The organism is Hymenobacter cyanobacteriorum, assembly GCF_022631375.1.
Lineage (GTDB): Bacteria > Bacteroidota > Bacteroidia > Cytophagales > Hymenobacteraceae > Hymenobacter > Hymenobacter cyanobacteriorum.
In genome coordinates, this window is record NZ_JALBGC010000002.1 from 678,715 (window position 1) to 696,439 (window position 17,725).

Sequence of the window (17,725 nt, forward strand, 5' to 3'; positions counted from 1 at the left end):
GTTGGTTGTTGGCTCGTTCAGCCATTTCCATCAACCAAGTGAACGGTAGTAGCGAATAAATCCCTGCACTAGCTGGACGCAAGACACGATTCGCTCTTCTATTATTTCTAGTTGTTTCTGGCTGATAAAATCCAAGTCGAAGGCCAAATAGCATTGGGTTTCCAGTTCGTAAAGCGACCCACGAGCAACCACCAGAAATTGAATGGTGTCGCGTGGATGTTGGCGACCACTGCCCTCACCAATATTGGATGGCACCGATACCGCCGCTCGGCGCATTTGGCTGGTAAGGCCGAATTTTTCATCATTCGGAAATGAATGCGTTAACAGATAAATCTGCTTAACCAATTCACGACTATGCTGCCACACACGTAGGTCCTTGTAATTCTGTTGCTGCTTATTAACTGGCTCCATCAACTACAATTAAGGAAGACTGTGAATTGCACAAGCCAAAAACCAACAACAATTAACCAAAAACCAATCTAAACCGCCTCGCCCAGCAGAGCCGCGCCGGTGGTGCTGGTGGCCAGTACCTGCACGTAGTCGCCTTTCTTGAAGTTTTGCTTCGGAAAAATTACCACCTGGTTCTGGTCGTTGCGGCCGCTCAGATGCTCAGCCGAGCGTTTCGAGGGGCCTTCTACCAACACGGTATGCACTTTGCCTACCATGCGGGCGTAGCGGGCGCGGGCGTGCAGCTGCTGGCGGTCGATGATTTCCTGCAGGCGGCGCTTCTTGGTTTCGAGCGGAATGTCGTCGGCCAGCTTGCGGGCGGCCAGCGTGCCGGGGCGCTCCGAGTAGAAGAAGTTGTAGGCCATGTCGTACTTCACCAGGTCGAGCAGGCTGAGCGTGTCCTGATGCTCTTCCTCGGTTTCGGAACAGAAACCGGCAATCATGTCGGTCGAGATGGCGCAGTCGTCGCCCAGAATTTCACGGATGCGGTTCACCCGCTCTTCGTACCAGGGCCGGTCGTAGGTGCGGTTCATCAGGGCCAGCACGCGCGAGTTGCCGCTCTGGGCGGGCAGGTGGATGTACTTGCAGATGTTTTCGTGGCGCGCCATGGTGTGCAGCACCTCGTCGGTGATGTCCTTGGGGTGCGAGGTGGAGAAGCGCACCCGCAGCTTGGGGCTGATGAGGGCCACGCGCTCCAGCAACTGGGCGAAGTTGACGTGCTCGGTTCCATCAGCCGAGGCCCATTTGTAGGAGTCCACGTTCTGGCCCAGCAGCGTAACCTCTTTATAACCAGCTGCCACCAACGCGCTGGCTTCTTCGATGATGCTGTGGGCGTCGCGGCTGCGCTCGCGGCCGCGGGTAAAGGGCACCACGCAGAACGAGCACATGTTGTCGCAGCCGCGCATGATGCTGATGAAGGCCATCACGCCGTTCGAGTTCAGGCGCACGGGGGTGATGTCGGCGTAGGTTTCCTCGCGGCTCAGCAGCACGTTCACGCCTTTCTGGCCACCCTCTACCTGGCTAATGAGGCCAGGCAGGTCGCGGTAGGCATCGGGGCCGACCACGAGGTCGACGATTTTCTCTTCTTCCAGAAACTTGCTTTTCAGGCGCTCGGCCATGCAGCCAAGCACGCCCACCAGCATGCCGGGCTTGCGCTTTTTGTGCGAGTTAATTTGCTTGAGGCGCATGCGCACGGTCTGCTCGGCCTTCTCGCGGATGGAGCAGGTGTTGAGCAGCACGAGGTCGGCGTTGGCGAGGTCGTCGGTGGTGTCGAAACCTTCATCAAACAGAATGCTCGACACAATTTCGGAGTCCGAGAAATTCATCTGGCAGCCATAGCTCTCGATGTAGAGCTTGCGCTGGCGACCGGTGCGGGTAGCAGCCGTGATGCGCACGTCGCCGCTGGGCGTAGCCTCGGCGGTGGGCGCAGCTTTATCTAAAAAATCAAGGGTTAACAGGGGTTGGGCCATATTTGAAACGCTTTTCGGCGGGGGACAAAGATACGCTGGCCCGGGCTAAAATGACAGAATGGCAGGGCTGAATCAGTTAACAGTTATCAGTGAGCAATAAACGGCCAGCGCTACCTGTTTTTGCGCGAGCCAACGGTTCACTGCTCACTGATAACTGAACTGAGCACTTGCAGCATGGCCCGGGCTTTCAGCAGACACTCCTCGTATTCGCGCTCCGGCACCGAATCGTAGGTGATGGCCGAGCCGACCTGGAAGCTGAGGTAACCGGTGTCGGCCCGGTACTGCAGGCTGCGGATGACGACATTGAAATCGAAGTTGCCGCCGGGCCACACTACGCCCAGGCTGCCGCTGTAGAGGCCGCGCCGGCTGCGCTCGTAATGCTCAATGAGTTGCATAGCGCGGATTTTGGGTGCCCCGGTCATCGAGCCCATCGGGAAGGCGGCGCGCAGCACGTCCACAAAGTCAACATCCGGTCGCAGTTCGGCGGTTACGGTCGAAATCATCTGCCACACGTGGCGGAAAGGGTAGAGGCCGAACAGCTCGGGCACCTGCACCGTGCCGGTGCGGGCCACGCGGGCGAGGTCGTTGCGCACGAGGTCCACAATCATCAGGTTTTCGGCGCGCTCTTTTTCGTCGTGCAACAGAATTTCACGCTGCTGCTCGTCTTCCGCTGACGTAGTACCACGCCCGATGGTGCCCTTAATGGGTTGCGAGATGATGCGCGAGCCGCGCCGGGCCGCAAACCGTTCGGGGGAAGCGCAGAGCAAGAAATGGTCGTGCCAGCGCAGAAAGCCAGCGAACGGTGCTGGCGAGGCAGCATTCAGGCGCTCGAATACGTCGACCGGGGCCAGGGCCACGCCTTCGGCATAAAATTCCTGGCACAGGTTAAGCTCATATACTTCGCCACTAAGAATGTCTTCGCGCACGGCTTCTACGGCGCTCAGATAATCTGCCCGGGGCAGGCGCGGGCGTAGGCTTGGTACTAGCAGCGGGGCAGACGCGGGCACGGCGGTGGCCAGAATCTGGCCAAGCACATCCTGATTATTGCCGTGGATTTCGAGGTAATTGCCGCGCCAGCGCAGCCACGTTTCGGCCCGGAAAAAGTGTAGCTGCGGCCAGCCGAAGCCAGCGTAATTAGTGCTGCTCAAAGCCTCAATCTCGTTCTTAACATCGTAGGTCACGAAGCCGCAGCACGGCGCCGCACCGGCCTGGTCCAGCCAGGGCTGCAATTCGGCCAGTGTGCCCGGCGCATCGCCAGCGTCCGCTTGGGCGGCTACGGCCAGCAGACGCTTAAACGGGCCTTCGGGGTAAGTTGAATCGTTGGGCTCGAAGTAGGCGCAATGCGCGAAGCCCGCCGCCCAGCGCAAGGCCCGCGCCCGGAAGTCGGCCGGCAGCTCGGCCAGCGCAACGATGATACAGGAAGATGCAGCAGAAACTTCAGACACGGGAGCAGCAGAAAACCCAACCGTCAATGCGGCCCGCCACTTGGCGAACCGGGCCAGCCGAAGGCCAAAGTTCGGGCTAAATAGCCACGCAGACCTACTTCAGCGTGCGCAGCGCCAGCTTGGCCTTGGCATCGGTGCTGTTCTTGTACTCGTGCCAAGGGTAGGCCAGGGCCTTGAGGAAATACTTGCGGGCAATGGGCTTGTTGCCCACGCTTTGCGCCATATAGCCTTGCTGCAAAGCCGCTTGCGGCGCATAGTAGTACGGTGCTTTCGGTCCGGCTTCGGTCAGTGTCGCTTCAAAATAAAACCAGGCCGAATCGAGCTGCCCCAACCCCTGAAAGGCCCGGGCGCGGCGGTACGGGGCCTCAATACGGTCGCGCCAGAGCGTGGTGGCTGTGGGCCGGAAGCCGCGCAGCGTTGCCAGCGCCTCACGGTCGTAGCCACCGTCGGACTGCAGCCGGGCGCGGGTGAGGATGGGGTTCAGCGCGCGGGCCTCGTCATAATAATGCTGAGCGTAGGTGTCTTCTTCCACGTCGGCCGGGCCGGGCTGGTTGATGAGGGCGCGGTAGCGGGCCATGGTGGCGGCCGGCTGGCTGCCCAGCCACGCCGCCAGGTACAGCTTGAAGGCGGCATCCTTGCGGTAGTGCTGGCTCTTCGACTCGTGCAGAAACGCCAGGTTCTCGCGTTCCGAAGCCACGTAGTCGCCCCGGTACAGCAGCAGGTCGGCGGCCATGTGGTGCAGGTAGGGCACGGGCAGGTAAGCCAGGCCGGTGGGGCGGCCGCGGTAGGCGGCCAGGGCCGCGTCGGCGTGGTGCTGGCGCTTGGCCACGCTCATACGCACATAGGCGAAAAGCAGGTTGTCGGGCTGTTCGGCCGTGAGGCGGGCCGTCAGGCGCTCGGCTTCGGCCGGCTGCTTGTAGTAGCTTTCTCGAATCAGGGCCTGCAGCAGCTGGCTTTCGAGCTGAAAGTCGGACGGCTGGCTGGCGGCGATGTTCAAATTGCGCAGGCCGGCCTCTACGCTGGGCGTGAGGCCCAACAGGCGCAGCAGCCAGTGGTAGCCTTCGGGCATGGCGCCCACCGCAAAGTCGCACACGCCCAGGGTTTTGCGGGCCGGCGCGAAATTGGGGTAATGCTTCACTACATCCTGCATCTGGTGGTAACCGCTGCGCAAATGGTAGCCGCCGACTACCAAATGCTTGAACAGCAACTGGCTCAGGCCCAGATGTAGCGTGATTTCGGCCCGGGCGTAGTCGCGCAGGGCGCTGGCGGGCGCGTCATCCAGCGCATCCAAATGCGCTTCCTGGCTGTCAGTGAGGGCGTCGTAGCGGCTGGCATCCTGCGAAATCACCAGCTCCACAAAGTCGGCGCAGTTGGCCACCAGCAGCGGCGCGGGTGACTTTGGCGCGGCGGCCAGCTCGGGCCGCAACACGGCGCGGGCCGCATCGAGACGGAGCTTTAGCACCTCGGCGTAGGCGCGGCGGCTGGTGGGCGTGAGGGGTTCAAGCGCAGCAGGGGCGAGCGTTGTTTCGGGCGCAGCGGCCTGCGGCGGCCCGAAACTCATCAGCAACAAGCCGCCCAGCAGGCCCGCCACAACCCGCGCCGCTTCACACCGAAGCTTCACGGCTTTCGCCATCACCAAAAAAACTGCCGCTAACGCCATCGGGGTAGGAACAAAAAAGGAACGACCCAAGGCCGTTCCTTTTACGAGATAAGTCAGTCAATCAGATTGATGACCGGCCTTAAAGTGGCGCTTAGGCTATGCGGGCCTCCACGTCGGCCAGAATGCGGCCGCAGTGCTCGCACACGATGATTTTCTTGTGCGAAATGATGTCGGCCTGGCGCTGGGGCGGCACCGTGTTGAAGCAGCCGCCGCAGGCGTCGCGGCGCACCAGCACCACAGCCAGGCCGTTGCGCACGTTGCCGCGGATGCGGGTGTAGGCCGTCAGCAGGCGGTCTTCGACCGGCTTGGTGGCTTCCTCGCGCTGAGCCATCAGGCCGCGCTCTTCTTCTTCGTTCTCGGCCACAATGGTGTCGAGCTCGCCTTTTTTGTTGTCGAGGTCCTTGCGGCGCTCGTCCAGCTTGCTCTTCGTACCGCTGATTTCCGCGTTTTTCACGTCAATCTGGTACTGGGCTTCTTTAATTTTCTTGTCGGAAATCTGAATTTCCAGGCGCTGCAGCTCAATTTCCTTGGCAATGGCTTCGAACTCGCGGTTGTTGCGCACGTTCTGCTGCTGCTCGTCGTACTTTTTGATGAGCGACTCGGCATCCTTGCTGGCCTGCTTGCGGGCCTTGATGGTGTCGTTGAGGCCCTGAATTTCTTCGTCGAATTTTTTTACACGAACCTCATAGCCAGCAATTTCGTCTTCGAGGTCGCTCACTTCCTCGGGCAAATCGCCCCGCACGCGCCGGATTTCGTCGAGCTGCGAGTCGAGGTGCTGCAGGGTGAGCAGGGCTTCGAGCTTGGCGGCTACGGGAACGTCGGCGGGAGCCACGGCGGCACTTTTAGCAGTCATATTGAACGGGGTTCGTAGGGGTTTCAGCGATTAAGACCGCAAAAGTACGCGAAAATCCGGCCGTTAGCAAATCCCGAAATACCTCGCCGGTGAACTGTTCGCTCTCAAAATGGCCCACATCACACAGCATTAGCTGGCCCTCAGCCCCAAAAAACTCGTGGTATTTCACGTCGCCGGTCACGTAAGCATCGGCCCCCGCGCCGCGTGCCGCGCCAATCAAAAACGCGCCCGCCCCGCCGCAGATGGCCACCGTTTTGATGGGTTTTTCGAACGCCGTATGGCGCACCACCGGCACCAGCAGCTGCCGCTTCAGCAGCTGCCGGAAAACGGCGGGCTCCAGCGCTTCCGGCAGTTCGCCCACCAGACCTGCCCCGATTTCCTGGTGCACGTTTTCCAGCTTAATCAGTTCATAGGCAACTTCTTCGTAGGGATGCGCGGCTCGCAAGGCCCGCAGCACGGCCGCCTGCCGGTGTAGCGGCAGCAGCACTTCGAGGCGCATTTCGGCCACGGTTTCGGGCTGGTTGGGCGCGCCGATGGCGGGCCGGGTGCCCGCGCCGGGAGTGAAGGTGCCGGTGCCGGGCACGCGGAAGCTGCAATCGGAATACTGGCCAATCTGGCCCGCGCCGGCGGCGTAGAGGGCGGCCAGTACCCGGCCGGTGAGGTCGGTTTGCTGGTCTTCGGGCCGGTTGGGCACGTAGGTGATGAGGCGGGCCAGCGTGCCGCTTTGCGGGGCCAAAACCCGCGTTTTCAAAAGCCCTAATTTTTCGGCCAGCTTGTCGTTCACGCCGCCGCGCACGTTGTCCAGGTTGGTGTGAGCGGCGTAAATGGCCACGTCGTTTTTGAGCGCGGCGATGATGGTTTGCTCGACTTCATTGGCCCCGGTGAGGCGCTTGAGGGGCCGGAAAATGACCGGGTGGTGCGCCACCACCACATTGCAGCCGCGCCGCACGGCCTCGGCCACTACCGCGGGCGTGCAGTCCAGCGTTATCAATATGCCGGTGATTTCGGCCTGCGGGTTGCCACACTGCAGGCCGGCGTTGTCGTAGCTTTCCTGGTAGGCGAGGGGCGCGGCAGCTTCGAGCAGGCGGGTAAGGTCTTGAACGGTGGGCACTATCGTGGAAGGGTTGAGTTTTGAATGTTGAGGGTTGAGTTGGGTCTAATGCGCCAGCAGGCTGCCTAAGGTTTCCACGTATTTCGCTACGTTGGCTTCCAGGTCGCGGCGGCGGTACTGCATGAGGTAGCGTGGGTGGTCGAGCACGACGATTTTATCGAATAAGCCTAGCTCCTTGTTCAGCTTCGTGAGGAACTTGCCGTTGCGGCGGCCCAGGCTCACGGCCACGTCGCGGCGCAGGCCGAAGTCGGCCACCTGCTGACGGAGCGAGCGTTGCAGGTCGGGCCACAGGGCTTTGATGACGGCGGGAGAGTCGTAGTAATTGTAGTTCAGCCCCTTGTTCAGCAGTACGAGCGGGTAGATGGAGCTGAGGAAAAAGTGACGGTAGAACTCGGCCGGGCCGCCCAGCGCTTCTACCACGCGGTACACAAACTGCGTGGACAACTCGGGCCGGCCGCGCGGTAGGTCGTTGGCAATGCCGCAGATGTCGCGCAGCGCCACGGGGTCGGTGAAAGCCACGCCGGTGCGGCCCATGCCCAGCCGGCCGGGGTTGATGCCCAGCAGGGCCACACGGGACTGGTTTGCGGCATAGAATTTATCGGCGAAGCGCTGGGCCAGCGTCTGCACGGCTGGCTCCTGAAACGGATTTTGCGCCTCAATGCCAGGCGGCAAAGCGGGCGGGGCCGGGAAATTGGCCAAGAAAAGGGGTAACCGGGTGGCAACGGTGGGCATAGGCCAAAAGTACGGCGCGGGGCCGGGGCCGGGCGGGCGTACTTTTGCGGTTTCGTATGGCCCGTCTGCTGACTTTTCTGCTGCTGCCCCTTTCCTGGCTCTACGCTGTTGTGCTGGCTGGACGCAACTGGCTGTACGACTACGGCTGGAAGCGTAGCGAAACATTCGCCGTGCCGCTGGTGGATGTGGGCAACCTGCGGGTAGGCGGCACCGGCAAAACGCCCCACGTCATCTGGATGGTAGAAGAATTGCTGCGCCAGGGCCACCGCCCGGCCATCCTCAGCCGGGGCTACGGCCGCCAGACCCAGGGCCCGCGCCTGGCCGGCCCCGCCGACTCGGCCGCGACCGTCGGCGACGAGCCCTGGCAGTACTACGGGCAGTTTGCCGCCCGGCAGGTGCCCGTGGCCGTGGCCGAAAAGCGCGGCCTCGGCGTGGCGCTGCTGCTAAGCCAGCATCCCGAAATCAGCATTATCGTGCTCGATGATGCCTACCAGCACCGCGCCGTGCGCCCCACGCTGAATATTCTGCTTACTGAGCTTGCGCGGCCTTTTTATACCGACCACGTGCTGCCCGCCGGCCGCCTGCGCGAAAGCCGGGCCGGTGCGGCGCGGGCCGATGTCGTCATCATCACCAAATGCCCGCCCGATTTGTCGTCGGCGGCGCGGGCGGCCGTTGCGCAACGGGTGCGGCGCTATACCCGGCCCGGCGTGCCGGTGCTGTTTTCGGCGTATACCTACGCCGCGCCGCAGTTGCTACCGGTTGCTGATGACGCTGCTGCTATTGCCGCCGAACCAACCGCCAGCGCCGGCCCGGCGCTGCTGCTTACTGGCATTGCGCAGCCCGGGCCGCTGCGCGAATACCTGGCCCAGCAGGGCTACACACTTGGCTGGCATGCCGAATTTCCCGACCACCACGCCTTCACGCCGGCCGACCTGGCGGCGCTGCGGGCGCATTGGCAGCCGGGCTGGCCTATTTTTACCACCGAAAAGGATGCCACGCGCCTGCTCGACCCGGCTTTGCGGGCCGCGCGGGCGGGGCTGCCGTTCTATACCATTCCGGTGCGGGTGGCGTTTCTGGGCGATGGCGGCGCGGTGCTGCGCCGGCGGCTGCCCGCGGCGCCGGCCCCGCGGCCCTGATTTTCTGCTTGGATGGCCGTGTTCCGTACTTGTTTTACCTGTTTGCATTTGAAGGCTTTGCCCCGAAATTCTGTTTTTACTTCAGGCCTGAGCCGCTGGCTGGGCGTGGTGCTGTTGGTGCTGTTTTCGGCCACGGTGCGGGCACAGGTAGTCGACGACTCGACCCGGGTGATGTATGGCCCGAAAACCACCCGCGTCATTTTCGAGAACGAGGTGCTGCGCGACTCTACCAGCGGCATCCCCGTCGATACCACCCTCACCAAGTGGCCGCAGCAGCGGTTCTGGGTGCACGATACCACGTTTCAGCAGGACCTGGGGGCCGTGGGCACGGCCTCGCGGCCGCTGCTCTACCAGCCCAACCTGGAGCTGGGGGCGCGCTACGGCCGCAACGCCTTCGACCGCTACGCCCACAATGCGCGCACGGTGCCGTACTACGATTCGCGCTCGCCGTACTCGTTTTTTCGGTTCATTCAGTCGGGGGCCGGCGAGCAGGTGTTTGAAATCAGCTATAGCCGCAGCCTGAAAAAGAATTTCAGCATTGGCGTTGATTACGAGCGCATTGCTTCAAACAAGATTTCGTTCGCGCGGTCGTCGCGCGATGCTTTGGTGGAGCATTCGAACCTGCTGCTTTTCGGGCGCTTTCAGACGGATAACGAGCGGTACCACTTGCTCTTCAACATCAGCAACGCCCGCCACCGGGGCGTGGAGCAGGGTGGCATCCGGCCCATTATCAACTACAAAACGGACGGCGCGACCATCGACACGGCGCGTAGCGAACTGGCGCTGACCGACCTGTTTAAGTACGGCCAGCAACAGGTGTACCTGACGACGGCCATCAACTACGAGGACCGCGACGAGCTGTATTTCACGCACACCTACCGCCTGCTGGGGCGCGGCCTGACGGTGTACCACACCTTCGACTACAAGCGCCAGTACAACAGCTACGCCGACCTGGCCCTGAAAACCACCGGCGACCCCAACTTTTTTTACCCGCGCAAGCTGGGCAGCCAGACCGCTACCATTGACCGCTCGCAGTTTAGCCAGGTCGAAAACACGGTGGGCGTGTTAGGCCGCACCTCGGCCGTGGAGTACCGCCTGTACGCCCGCGACCGGGTGGCCTCGCTCACGAGCTCGACGCTGGCCGACACAGCCACGGCCACCAAGCTGTATTTGCAGCCGGGGGCGCCCACGCGCAGCTTCCACCAGTTTTTTGTTGGTGGCACGGCAGCATTTAACTACCGCACCATTTACGCTATTGAAACGGCCGGGGAAGCGTATTTGCTGCCGCTTAGTGGGCTGAGTTCCGATTCGTATTCGCTCGAATACTGGCTGCGCGGGCGGGTGCGCACCGGGCCGCTGTCGGCCGAGGCCCTTGTCAACTCCTACTCGCCCACGCTCACGCAACAGGAATTTATCGGCAACCACTACCGCTGGAGCCATTGGAGCGGCGACTACGACAACAAGATTACCCACACCGCCGATGGCAAATTCAGTAACACCAGCACCCAGCAGCTCACGGGCCGCCTGCAGCTGAAGCTGCCCGCCGTGCTGGCCCTGCGCCAGCAGCGCTTCGAAGCCAGCGCGAGCCTCGTGAACATTAAAAACCTGGTGTATTACAACACGCTTGGCCTGCCCGCGCAGGCCGATGTGGCCAACCAGCTTATCATCGTGGCTGCGCGGCATCGGGCACAGGTGGGGCGGTTTGGGCTTGATAACCAAGCCACCTATACGAAGGGCGGCGACGTGAACGGCCTGCGCATTCCGGCGCTGGTGACGGAGTCGCGGGCCTACTACGAGGCCTATATTTTCCGCAAGGCGCTGTTCAGCCAAACCGGCCTGGAACTGTATTCGCAGTCGGCCTACCAGGCCTTCGCTTACAGCCCGAGCACCCAGCAGTTCTACCAGCAAAATGCCTTTACCATTGGCGCTTACCCCATCGTGAATGCATTTTTCTCGGCCGATATCAAAACCGTGTCGGTGTTTCTGAAAGTGGCCTACCTGAACCAGAACCTGGGCCGCGACGGCTACTTTGCCACGCCCTACTACTCGGGCTACCCGCGCCGCTTCCAGTTCGGCGTACGCTGGAATTTCTTCGATTAAGCAGTTATTAGTTGTTAGTTGCTCGTTGTCAGTTGTTAGTATTGGTAGAAGCTAGAATTGATAGAACGGCCAGACAACTGACAACGAGTAACTGACAATTAAGCCGCCATGAAAGAAAAAACCATTCTCAAGCTGAAGCTGAACACCGACCCGCGCTGGGTGAACATTGCCGAGAAGAACATCGAAGACATTCTCGTCGACCACGCCTGGTGCGAACAGAAGGCGGCCAGCACCGGCATCAGCATGATTATCCACTACCCCGAGAAAACCCGGCTGGTGGCCGAGCTCACCGACCTGGTGGCCGAGGAGTGGGGCCATTTCGAGCGCGTGCTGCTGGAGCTGCGCAAGCGCGGCTACCCGCTGGGCCGCCCGCGCAAAGACGAGTACGTGGTGCAGCTGCTGGCCCACGTGCGCAAGGGCGGCGCCCGCGAGCGCCAGCTGATGGACCAGCTGCTGGTGTCGGCCCTGATTGAGGCGCGCAGCTGCGAGCGGTTTAAGCTGCTCTGGCAACACATTGCCGACCAGGAGCTGAGCAAGTTCTACTACGAGCTGATGGTGTCGGAGGCGGCCCACTTCGTGAGCTACGTGGACCTGGCCAAGGAATACTGCGACCCCGCCGTGGTGGACGCCCGCCTGCAGGAGCTGCTCGAAATCGAAGGCGAAATCGTGACCAACCTGCCCGTGCGCGACGACCGCATGCACTAAACGCCAGGTTTCGCCAGGTTTGATGCAGCATCAGCCGGGCTAGACCTCTTTTTATTGGCGAAACCATGCGCTAATGGCAACGGCCATTCCGGCAAAACCAAGCGGCGTTCCGTAGAAGCAGGCTCACCACTTTGCCTTCGGATGCTTCGTTTCCTGATGCTGCTCCTGCTGCCGCTGCTGCTGGCCATTACCACCACCCAGGCTCAAACCCCGCCAATGCTCAATGCCACGCTGGATGGCTACGAGTACCCGTTTCCGGTGCGCTACCTGCCGCTGAAGCTGGAAGGGCAGGCGCTGCGCATGGCATACATGGACGTGCCGCCTACCGCCAAAGCCAACGGCCGCACGGTGGTGCTGCTACACGGTAAAAACTTTTTCGGGGCGTACTGGCGTGAGACGATTAAGACGCTGGCGGCGGCGGGCTTCCGCGTGGTGGTGCCCGACCAGCTGGGCTTCGGCAAGTCCGACAAGCCGGCTATTCACTACTCGTTTCATCAGCTCGCGCGCAACACCAAGCACCTGCTCGATACGCTGGACGTGCGCCGGGCCGTGGTGGTGGGCCACAGCATGGGCGGCATGCTGGCCACGCGCTTCGCGCTACTCTACCCCGAAACCACCGAAAAGCTGGTGCTCGAAAACCCCATCGGCCTGGAGGACTACCGCGTGGGGGTGCCTTTCCAAACCATCGACCAGGCCGAAGCCACCGAGCTGAAAAGCACCGAGGCCAGCATTCGGAAATACCACGCCACGTACTATCCCAACGGCTACCCGGCGGCCCACGACCAGTGGCTGCTGCCTCTGGCCGCCCAAACCCAAAGCCCCGATTTTGCGAAAGTGGCCCGCGCCAACGCCCTCACCTTCGACATGATATACCAGCAGCCGGTAAGCTACGAGTTCGGCCAAATCAAAGTGCCCACGCTGCTCATCATCGGCCAGGCCGACCGCACCGTGGTGGGCAAGGCGCTGATAAAAGACCCGCAAACACTGGCCCGTATGGGGCAGTACCCGGCGCTGGGCCGCCGCACGACCGCCCAAATCAAAGGCGCTAAGCTGGTGGAAATTCCAAACGTGGGCCACATTCCGCACCTGGAGGCCCCGGCGCAGTTTTACAAGGCGCTACTGGGATTTATAAATTGATTGCATTAATCCTGATTAATTTTCTGCTTCCGAAGGCCACTTTGAATTCAAAAGCAGTGCTTTTACTCTTTTTCGGTGGCCGAAAGCATTCCCTTTTTTGAATTTCCTGAAATGGCTGATTTATTATTTGAAGTAATTAAGCGGGCGCAGAGCGAGAAGCGGCTGCTGGGCGTGCGCACCAGCACCTCGGACGGGCGTTTTTCGGTGGGCTACGTGGTGAGCTACAGCGACGAGCTGCTCATGCTGCGCGTCATCAACCGCGACGGCATGCAAACCGGTATTCAGTCGTACCACATCGAGGATATATTTCAGCTTGATTTCGACGACCGGTACATCCGCAACATCGAGCTCAAGGAGAACAACCTGGATAAAGTCTACGCCGGCATCAAGTCGCCCGACTTTATGGAGCAGGAATACCTGAACATTCCGCTGTTGCTGGCGCGCGCTATGCAGCACAAGCAGCTGGTTTTTCTCACCACCCGCATCGGGCCCGACCTATACGGCTACGTGCGCCAGTTCAGCGAACAGGAAATTCTGCTGGAATGCTTCACCGAATATGGTGAGGATGATGGCATCGTCATCATTCGCGTGGACAATATCCGCCACTTCGTGTGGAGCGATGAGGACACCCGCATGATTGAGCTGCACCTGAAACGCCGGGAGCAACGCGGGCAGTAGCCGTCGCCCTTAGCTCAAAATCCGCAGCGAGTCGGCGTGAATGAGCGGCGAAGCTTGGGTGCGGCCCTCGCGCGGGCCGTTCTCCAGGTTGAGCACGCCGCGCGGGCAGGCGGTGCTGCACATGCCGCAGCCCACGCACGAAGCCCGCACGATGGGCGCGCCGCGCTGGGCGTACTGCTGCACGTCGATGCCCATTTCGCACACGTTGGAGCAGTTGCCGCACGAGATGCACTGCGCCCCGTTGGTGCTGATGCGGAAGCGCGAAAAGTGCTTTTGCAGCAAACCCAGGTAGGCCGCCATCGGGCAGCCAAACCGGCACCACACCCGCGAGCCCATGATGGGGTAGAAGCCCACGCCAATAACGCCCGAAAACACCGAGCCAATGGCGAAGCCGTACCACTTAGCCGCCACCGGGCCGGCATCGCCGAGCACGTCGCCGTGCTCGGCTGCGTTCACCCACAGCAGCGCCGTGATGATGATGATGAGGGCCAGTACGGGGTAGATGATGCGCACTTCCCAGCGCCAGGCGGTGCGGCTTTTGTCGGAGAGCTGGCGGTAGGGGTCGCCGGCGGTTTCGGCCAGGCCGCCGCAGCCGCACACCCACGAGCAGTACCAACGCTTGCCGTAGAAATAGGTGAGCACCGGCGTAGCCACAAACGACATCACCGCGCCCCAGAACACCATGAACACGCCCAGCGCCTGCCCGTTCTTGATGAGGTCGTGCACGTCGTTGGGCCACAAATACTGGTAGTGCAGCGGCCAGAAGTAGTTAAAGTAGAACTCGGGTTTCTGAAAAAACTGGAGCAGCCCGGGAATCAGAAACGAAAACCCGAGCTGGAAAAACATCACCGAAATGGTGCGGATAACCTGGTAGCGCGAGTGACGGTATTTCCAGAGCGCGCGGCCGCCCATCACCAGCACCGCCACGGTGTAGAAGGTGCCGTAGAGAAACCACTGGTCGGCCGGCTTGGCGCGCAGCCACTGGCTGAAGCCATCGAGCGGATGTACTAAGTTGTTGAGCAGGCCGAAGTTGCCCTTCCCATCGCCGTCGCTGAACCAATACAGCACCACGTAGAAGCCCGTGAGCACCAGCCCCGTAACCCAGGCCACCGCGCCGCGCCCGGTGCTGGCCCGCAGCCAGAGGTTGTCCTGCTGCACGCCGGCCGGGTGCTGCCCGTATTTTAGCCAGCTCCAGGCCAGCGTACCGGCGCTTACCGACCCCATCGCCAGCCAGAACCAGGTGTTGCGGCGGGCGGCATCCGCATCGGCCCAGGCCAGCAGCAGCGCCAGCAGGCCGGCGGCTACGGCGGCCAGCGTCAGCTTTTCGGCGGGCGAGGAGGCGGGCAGCGGCGGCGAGGTGAGGGTAGGAGTCATAGGGAGGAAGTGGGAAATGGAAGAGCAGCTAAAAAGGAAACGGTCAAGCAGAGACGAAGCATCTTGCCCGCCACCACTAAATCAATCGTTTAACATGGTTGATTAGTAACTGCGGGCAAGATGCTTCGTCTCTGCTTGATGCGCAGAATGCTCTGCATGACAACCCGCCGGAAATCAGCCTAGTGATGGTGATGATGGTGCGGCTCATCCGGCTTGCCGAATAAATTCTTGGCTGTGCCGAACAAGTAAAGCCCCAACCAGCACACGTACAGCCAGTTGAACCCTTCGGGCGTGTGGCCCACGAAGAAGTGCAGAATCAGGTGCGCGCCGGCACTCATCAGCAGACCGGTGAGGGCGATGAACTGAAAGCTGTTGAGGGCCGACGGGCGGTATAGCTTGGAGAAATCCACGGAGAAAGTTGGGGTAAAAAGCGTTCTAAAAACGGGCGAACAAGCCCTTGCGCTGCTTCAGCGCCACGGCCAGCGCGGGAAACTGCCGGTTGAAATCGGCCACGATGGCCTTTTCGTGCTGCCGGGTAAATTCGGGGTCAAAGTTGGCCGCGCCCAGATGGGCCAGCACGGTGCCCACGGGCGCGTACTCCCGAATCCACCGCTCGCACGCGGCGTGGCGCAGGCGCAGGCCCAGCGCGTTGAAACCCACCACGGCATGCGGCGCATCAGCCTGGAAGTAGATGCGCAGCGCTGCCCGTGCCGCCGGATGCTCCCAATAAAAGCTGCTGAGGCCGGGCGTGGGCTCGGCCGGGGCCTGGCCGTAGGTCTGGTATTCGAGGTTGAAGAACTTGGCCGAGTTGAACCAGATGCCGCGCCGGTAAGCCGTGGCTTGCCCGCAAATGGTATGGGCCACGGTTTCGCCCTGCATGCGCCCGGTGTACCACAGCTGCTCGATGGGCACTTCGCCCGCGCCGGGCTGGCGATGCTGGGCGCAGTCGCCGGCCGCGAACACGCCGGGCACGCTGGTGCGCAGGAATTCGTCGACCAGAATGCCCTTGTCGGTTTCCACGTCCGAGGTTTTAGCCAGCGTGAGGTTGGGCGTAACGCCGGTGGCCAGGCCCACCCACTGGCAGGCAATTTCCTCGCCGGCTGTCGTCACCACGGCGCGCACGCGGCCCTGGGCGTCGCCCAGAATCTCGCGCAGCTCGGTGCCGTAGCGCACGGCCACGTGGTTTTCCTGAAACTGGCGGTCGACCAGGTTGGCCTCTTCGGGCGGCAGCACCGAGCCCCAGTAGCGGGCGTCGCGCACCAGCACCACGGGCTCGATGCCGCGGGTGTGGAGCATCTCGGCCAGCTCCACCCCAATGAGGCCGCCGCCCACCACCACGCCCCGGTTGATGCCGTGCGTGTCGCGGGCCATTGCTTCCAAATCGGGTAGGCCGTAAAGGCCCTGCACGCCCGCCAGGTGCTGCCCGGGCCAGCCGAAAAGCTTGCTTTCGGAGCCGGTAGCCAGCAGCAGCTGGTCGTAGCTAAGCGTGCTGCCGTTATCTAGTGTTAGTAGCTTTTCGCTGGCATTCAGTGCGGTAGCGGTAGCGTGTACGAGGCCCAAGCGGTTTTCATCCCAGAACCAGTCGCCGTAGGGCTTGATATCCTGGTAGCGTAGGTGGCCCATGTACACGTACATCAGCGCCGTGCGCGAGTAGTGGTGGGCGCTTTCGCCCGATACCAGCGTGATGCGCGCTTCGGGCTGCAGACGCCGCACGGTGAGCGCGCACGTGACGCCGGTGATGCCGTTGCCGATGATGACGAGGTGCATGCGAAAGGATAAGGTGAAAAGCCGGGTCGTGCTCAAATGTAGGCCGGGGCCGGGGCACAAACCAACGGAGCCCGTACGTACGTTTGTGGCCCAATGATTGACTGCTGCCGTCTGGTTCCTTACCCTGGCGGGCCGTTTATTCTCCGCTTTATCCTCATTCTCATGCTGAAATCCCTCCCTACCACTATTCGCTCGGTCCGCCGGCTGGCCCTGGCGGCGGCCCTGCTGCTGGGCGGCGCAACCGCCCCGGCCGTGGCGGCCCCGCCCATGGCCCCGCTGCCGCAGGCCACATCGGCCTACTTCGCCAAGTTTGTTGATGAAAACGGCAACGTGAACTACGGAGCCGTGAAGCGCAACCCGCTCGAAATCAAAGCGCTGGTGAAACGCTACGAAACAACCGACGCCAAGATGCTGAGCGATGCCGACCGCGAGGCCTTCTACCTGAATGCCTACAACGTTCTGGTCATCAGCGAGGTGGCAGCCCATTATCCGGCCGAGTCGGTGCAGAAAATCCCCGGCTTTTTCGATAAAAACCTGGTGACGGTGGCCGGCGAGAAGCTGACCCTCAACGACCTCGAAGCCAAAAAGCTACGCGAGCCGTTCCACGACCCGCGCATACACTTTGCGCTCGTGTGCGGGGCCAAAGGCTGCCCGCGCCTCAACCGCCAGGCCTTCGTGGGCAACCAGGTTGATGCCCAGCTCACGGTGCAGGCCCGCAAGGTGCTGCAGGACCCTAAGTTTATCCGGGTGAATGAGGCGGCCAAAAAAGTCCAGATTTCCGAGATTTTCAAATGGTATGAGCCTGATTTTAAGGCCAGCGGCAAAACCGGCCTGGCCTACATCAATCAGTTTCGCGACGGCAAGACCATTCCGGCCACCTATGCGGTGGAATATTATCCCTACGACTGGGCCCTGAACGACCGGAAATAATTGTTTTTTTCTTACTGCCGAAAGCTCCTGCCTCCGAAATTTTTTCGGGAGCAGGAGCTTTTTTTTCAGAACTATTTTGGGAATTATTCTGGGAAAAAAGCCCAAAAACGCGGCTCATTTCGCGGGCTGAAAAAACGCTGTTCTCTGATTGGGAATCTTCAAAAAGCGGAAATCCGGGCGT

16 protein-coding genes are annotated in these 17,725 nt (G+C 61.6%); 6 read left to right on the top strand and 10 right to left on the bottom strand.

All coding sequences use genetic code 11. The features are described 5' to 3' along the window. Nucleotides 1-30: 30 nt before the first annotated feature. The 7 genes from MON38_RS08040 to MON38_RS08070 form a co-directional block, all read right to left on the bottom strand. Entirely contained in the window at nucleotides 31-411 is a 381-nt protein-coding gene (locus MON38_RS08040) for a four helix bundle protein (protein WP_241935643.1), read from the bottom strand. Between the two features lie 68 nt (nucleotides 412-479). After that, nucleotides 480-1,916, bottom strand: a complete 1,437-nt coding sequence (gene miaB, locus MON38_RS08045; protein ID WP_241935644.1) for a tRNA (N6-isopentenyl adenosine(37)-C2)-methylthiotransferase MiaB — start codon at nucleotides 1,914-1,916, stop codon at nucleotides 480-482. Between the two features lie 137 nt (nucleotides 1,917-2,053). Beyond that, nucleotides 2,054-3,361 carry an anthranilate synthase component I family protein gene (locus MON38_RS08050; protein ID WP_241935645.1) on the bottom strand — a complete coding sequence of 436 codons (1,308 nt, stop codon included), beginning with the start codon at nucleotides 3,359-3,361 and terminating at the stop codon, nucleotides 2,054-2,056. A gap of 94 nt (nucleotides 3,362-3,455) precedes the next feature. Then, nucleotides 3,456-4,982, bottom strand: coding sequence for a DUF3808 domain-containing protein (locus MON38_RS08055; protein WP_241935646.1), 1,527 nt, complete (start codon nucleotides 4,980-4,982; stop codon nucleotides 3,456-3,458). A gap of 130 nt (nucleotides 4,983-5,112) precedes the next feature. Further along, nucleotides 5,113-5,874, bottom strand: coding sequence for a zinc ribbon domain-containing protein (locus MON38_RS08060; protein WP_241935647.1), 762 nt, complete (start codon nucleotides 5,872-5,874; stop codon nucleotides 5,113-5,115). Beyond that, complete coding sequence (locus MON38_RS08065) at nucleotides 5,864-6,985, bottom strand: Nif3-like dinuclear metal center hexameric protein (RefSeq protein WP_241935648.1); 1,122 nt, start codon at nucleotides 6,983-6,985, stop codon at nucleotides 5,864-5,866. The genes MON38_RS08060 and MON38_RS08065 overlap by 11 nt, the downstream gene beginning before the upstream one ends. A gap of 45 nt (nucleotides 6,986-7,030) precedes the next feature. Then, complete coding sequence (locus tag MON38_RS08070; RefSeq protein WP_241935649.1) at nucleotides 7,031-7,684, bottom strand: uracil-DNA glycosylase family protein; 654 nt, start codon at nucleotides 7,682-7,684, stop codon at nucleotides 7,031-7,033. A gap of 89 nt (nucleotides 7,685-7,773) precedes the next feature. Here MON38_RS08070 and lpxK point away from each other — a divergent pair, with 89 nt between their 5' ends. The 5 genes from lpxK (at nucleotide 7,774) to MON38_RS08095 (ending at nucleotide 13,473) form a co-directional block, all read left to right on the top strand. Next, complete coding sequence (gene lpxK, locus MON38_RS08075; RefSeq protein ID WP_241935650.1) at nucleotides 7,774-8,853, top strand: tetraacyldisaccharide 4'-kinase; 1,080 nt, start codon at nucleotides 7,774-7,776, stop codon at nucleotides 8,851-8,853. A gap of 57 nt (nucleotides 8,854-8,910) precedes the next feature. Then, nucleotides 8,911-10,953 (top strand): putative porin, encoded by a 2,043-nt coding sequence (locus MON38_RS08080; RefSeq protein WP_241935651.1) that lies wholly within the window; start codon nucleotides 8,911-8,913, stop codon nucleotides 10,951-10,953. Between the two features lie 108 nt (nucleotides 10,954-11,061). Continuing rightward, entirely contained in the window at nucleotides 11,062-11,658 is a 597-nt protein-coding gene (locus MON38_RS08085; protein ID WP_241935652.1) for a MiaE family protein, read from the top strand. 141 nt (nucleotides 11,659-11,799) lie between these two features. Next, complete coding sequence (locus MON38_RS08090) at nucleotides 11,800-12,795, top strand: alpha/beta fold hydrolase (protein ID WP_241935653.1); 996 nt, start codon at nucleotides 11,800-11,802, stop codon at nucleotides 12,793-12,795. A 111-nt stretch (nucleotides 12,796-12,906) separates the two neighbouring features. After that, nucleotides 12,907-13,473 carry a hypothetical protein gene (locus tag MON38_RS08095; protein ID WP_241935654.1) on the top strand — a complete coding sequence of 189 codons (567 nt, stop codon included), beginning with the start codon at nucleotides 12,907-12,909 and terminating at the stop codon, nucleotides 13,471-13,473. A gap of 9 nt (nucleotides 13,474-13,482) precedes the next feature. Here MON38_RS08095 and MON38_RS08100 read toward each other — a convergent pair whose 3' ends face one another. From MON38_RS08100 to MON38_RS08110, 3 genes are all read right to left on the bottom strand, one after another. Next, nucleotides 13,483-14,847: a 4Fe-4S binding protein gene (locus tag MON38_RS08100; RefSeq protein ID WP_241935655.1), complete on the bottom strand. Its 1,365-nt coding sequence runs from the start codon at nucleotides 14,845-14,847 to the stop codon at nucleotides 13,483-13,485. 179 nt (nucleotides 14,848-15,026) lie between these two features. Further along, the gene (locus MON38_RS08105) at nucleotides 15,027-15,257 is read right to left on the bottom strand and encodes a hypothetical protein (protein ID WP_241935656.1); all 231 of its coding nucleotides are present in this window, start codon (nucleotides 15,255-15,257) and stop codon (nucleotides 15,027-15,029) included. Between the two features lie 25 nt (nucleotides 15,258-15,282). Continuing rightward, the gene (locus MON38_RS08110) at nucleotides 15,283-16,614 is read right to left on the bottom strand and encodes an NAD(P)/FAD-dependent oxidoreductase (protein WP_241935657.1); all 1,332 of its coding nucleotides are present in this window, start codon (nucleotides 16,612-16,614) and stop codon (nucleotides 15,283-15,285) included. A gap of 162 nt (nucleotides 16,615-16,776) precedes the next feature. Between MON38_RS08110 and MON38_RS08115 the strand changes: the two genes are divergently transcribed. Beyond that, the gene (locus tag MON38_RS08115) at nucleotides 16,777-17,544 is read left to right on the top strand and encodes a DUF547 domain-containing protein (protein WP_241935658.1); all 768 of its coding nucleotides are present in this window, start codon (nucleotides 16,777-16,779) and stop codon (nucleotides 17,542-17,544) included. Nucleotides 17,545-17,725 lie beyond the last annotated feature (181 nt).

Coding starts and splice junctions, on each gene's coding strand:
- MON38_RS08040 (WP_241935643.1), bottom strand. CDS start 411: ATGGAGCCAGTTAATAAGCAGCAACAGAATTACAAGGACCTACGTGTG.
- MON38_RS08090 (WP_241935653.1), top strand. CDS start 11,800: ATGCTTCGTTTCCTGATGCTGCTCCTGCTGCCGCTGCTGCTGGCCATT.
- MON38_RS08095 (WP_241935654.1), top strand. CDS start 12,907: ATGGCTGATTTATTATTTGAAGTAATTAAGCGGGCGCAGAGCGAGAAG.
- MON38_RS08060 (WP_241935647.1), bottom strand. CDS start 5,874: ATGACTGCTAAAAGTGCCGCCGTGGCTCCCGCCGACGTTCCCGTAGCC.
- miaB (WP_241935644.1), bottom strand. CDS start 1,916: ATGGCCCAACCCCTGTTAACCCTTGATTTTTTAGATAAAGCTGCGCCC.
- MON38_RS08115 (WP_241935658.1), top strand. CDS start 16,777: ATGCTGAAATCCCTCCCTACCACTATTCGCTCGGTCCGCCGGCTGGCC.
- MON38_RS08085 (WP_241935652.1), top strand. CDS start 11,062: ATGAAAGAAAAAACCATTCTCAAGCTGAAGCTGAACACCGACCCGCGC.
- lpxK (WP_241935650.1), top strand. CDS start 7,774: ATGGCCCGTCTGCTGACTTTTCTGCTGCTGCCCCTTTCCTGGCTCTAC.
- MON38_RS08110 (WP_241935657.1), bottom strand. CDS start 16,614: ATGCACCTCGTCATCATCGGCAACGGCATCACCGGCGTCACGTGCGCG.
- MON38_RS08100 (WP_241935655.1), bottom strand. CDS start 14,847: ATGACTCCTACCCTCACCTCGCCGCCGCTGCCCGCCTCCTCGCCCGCC.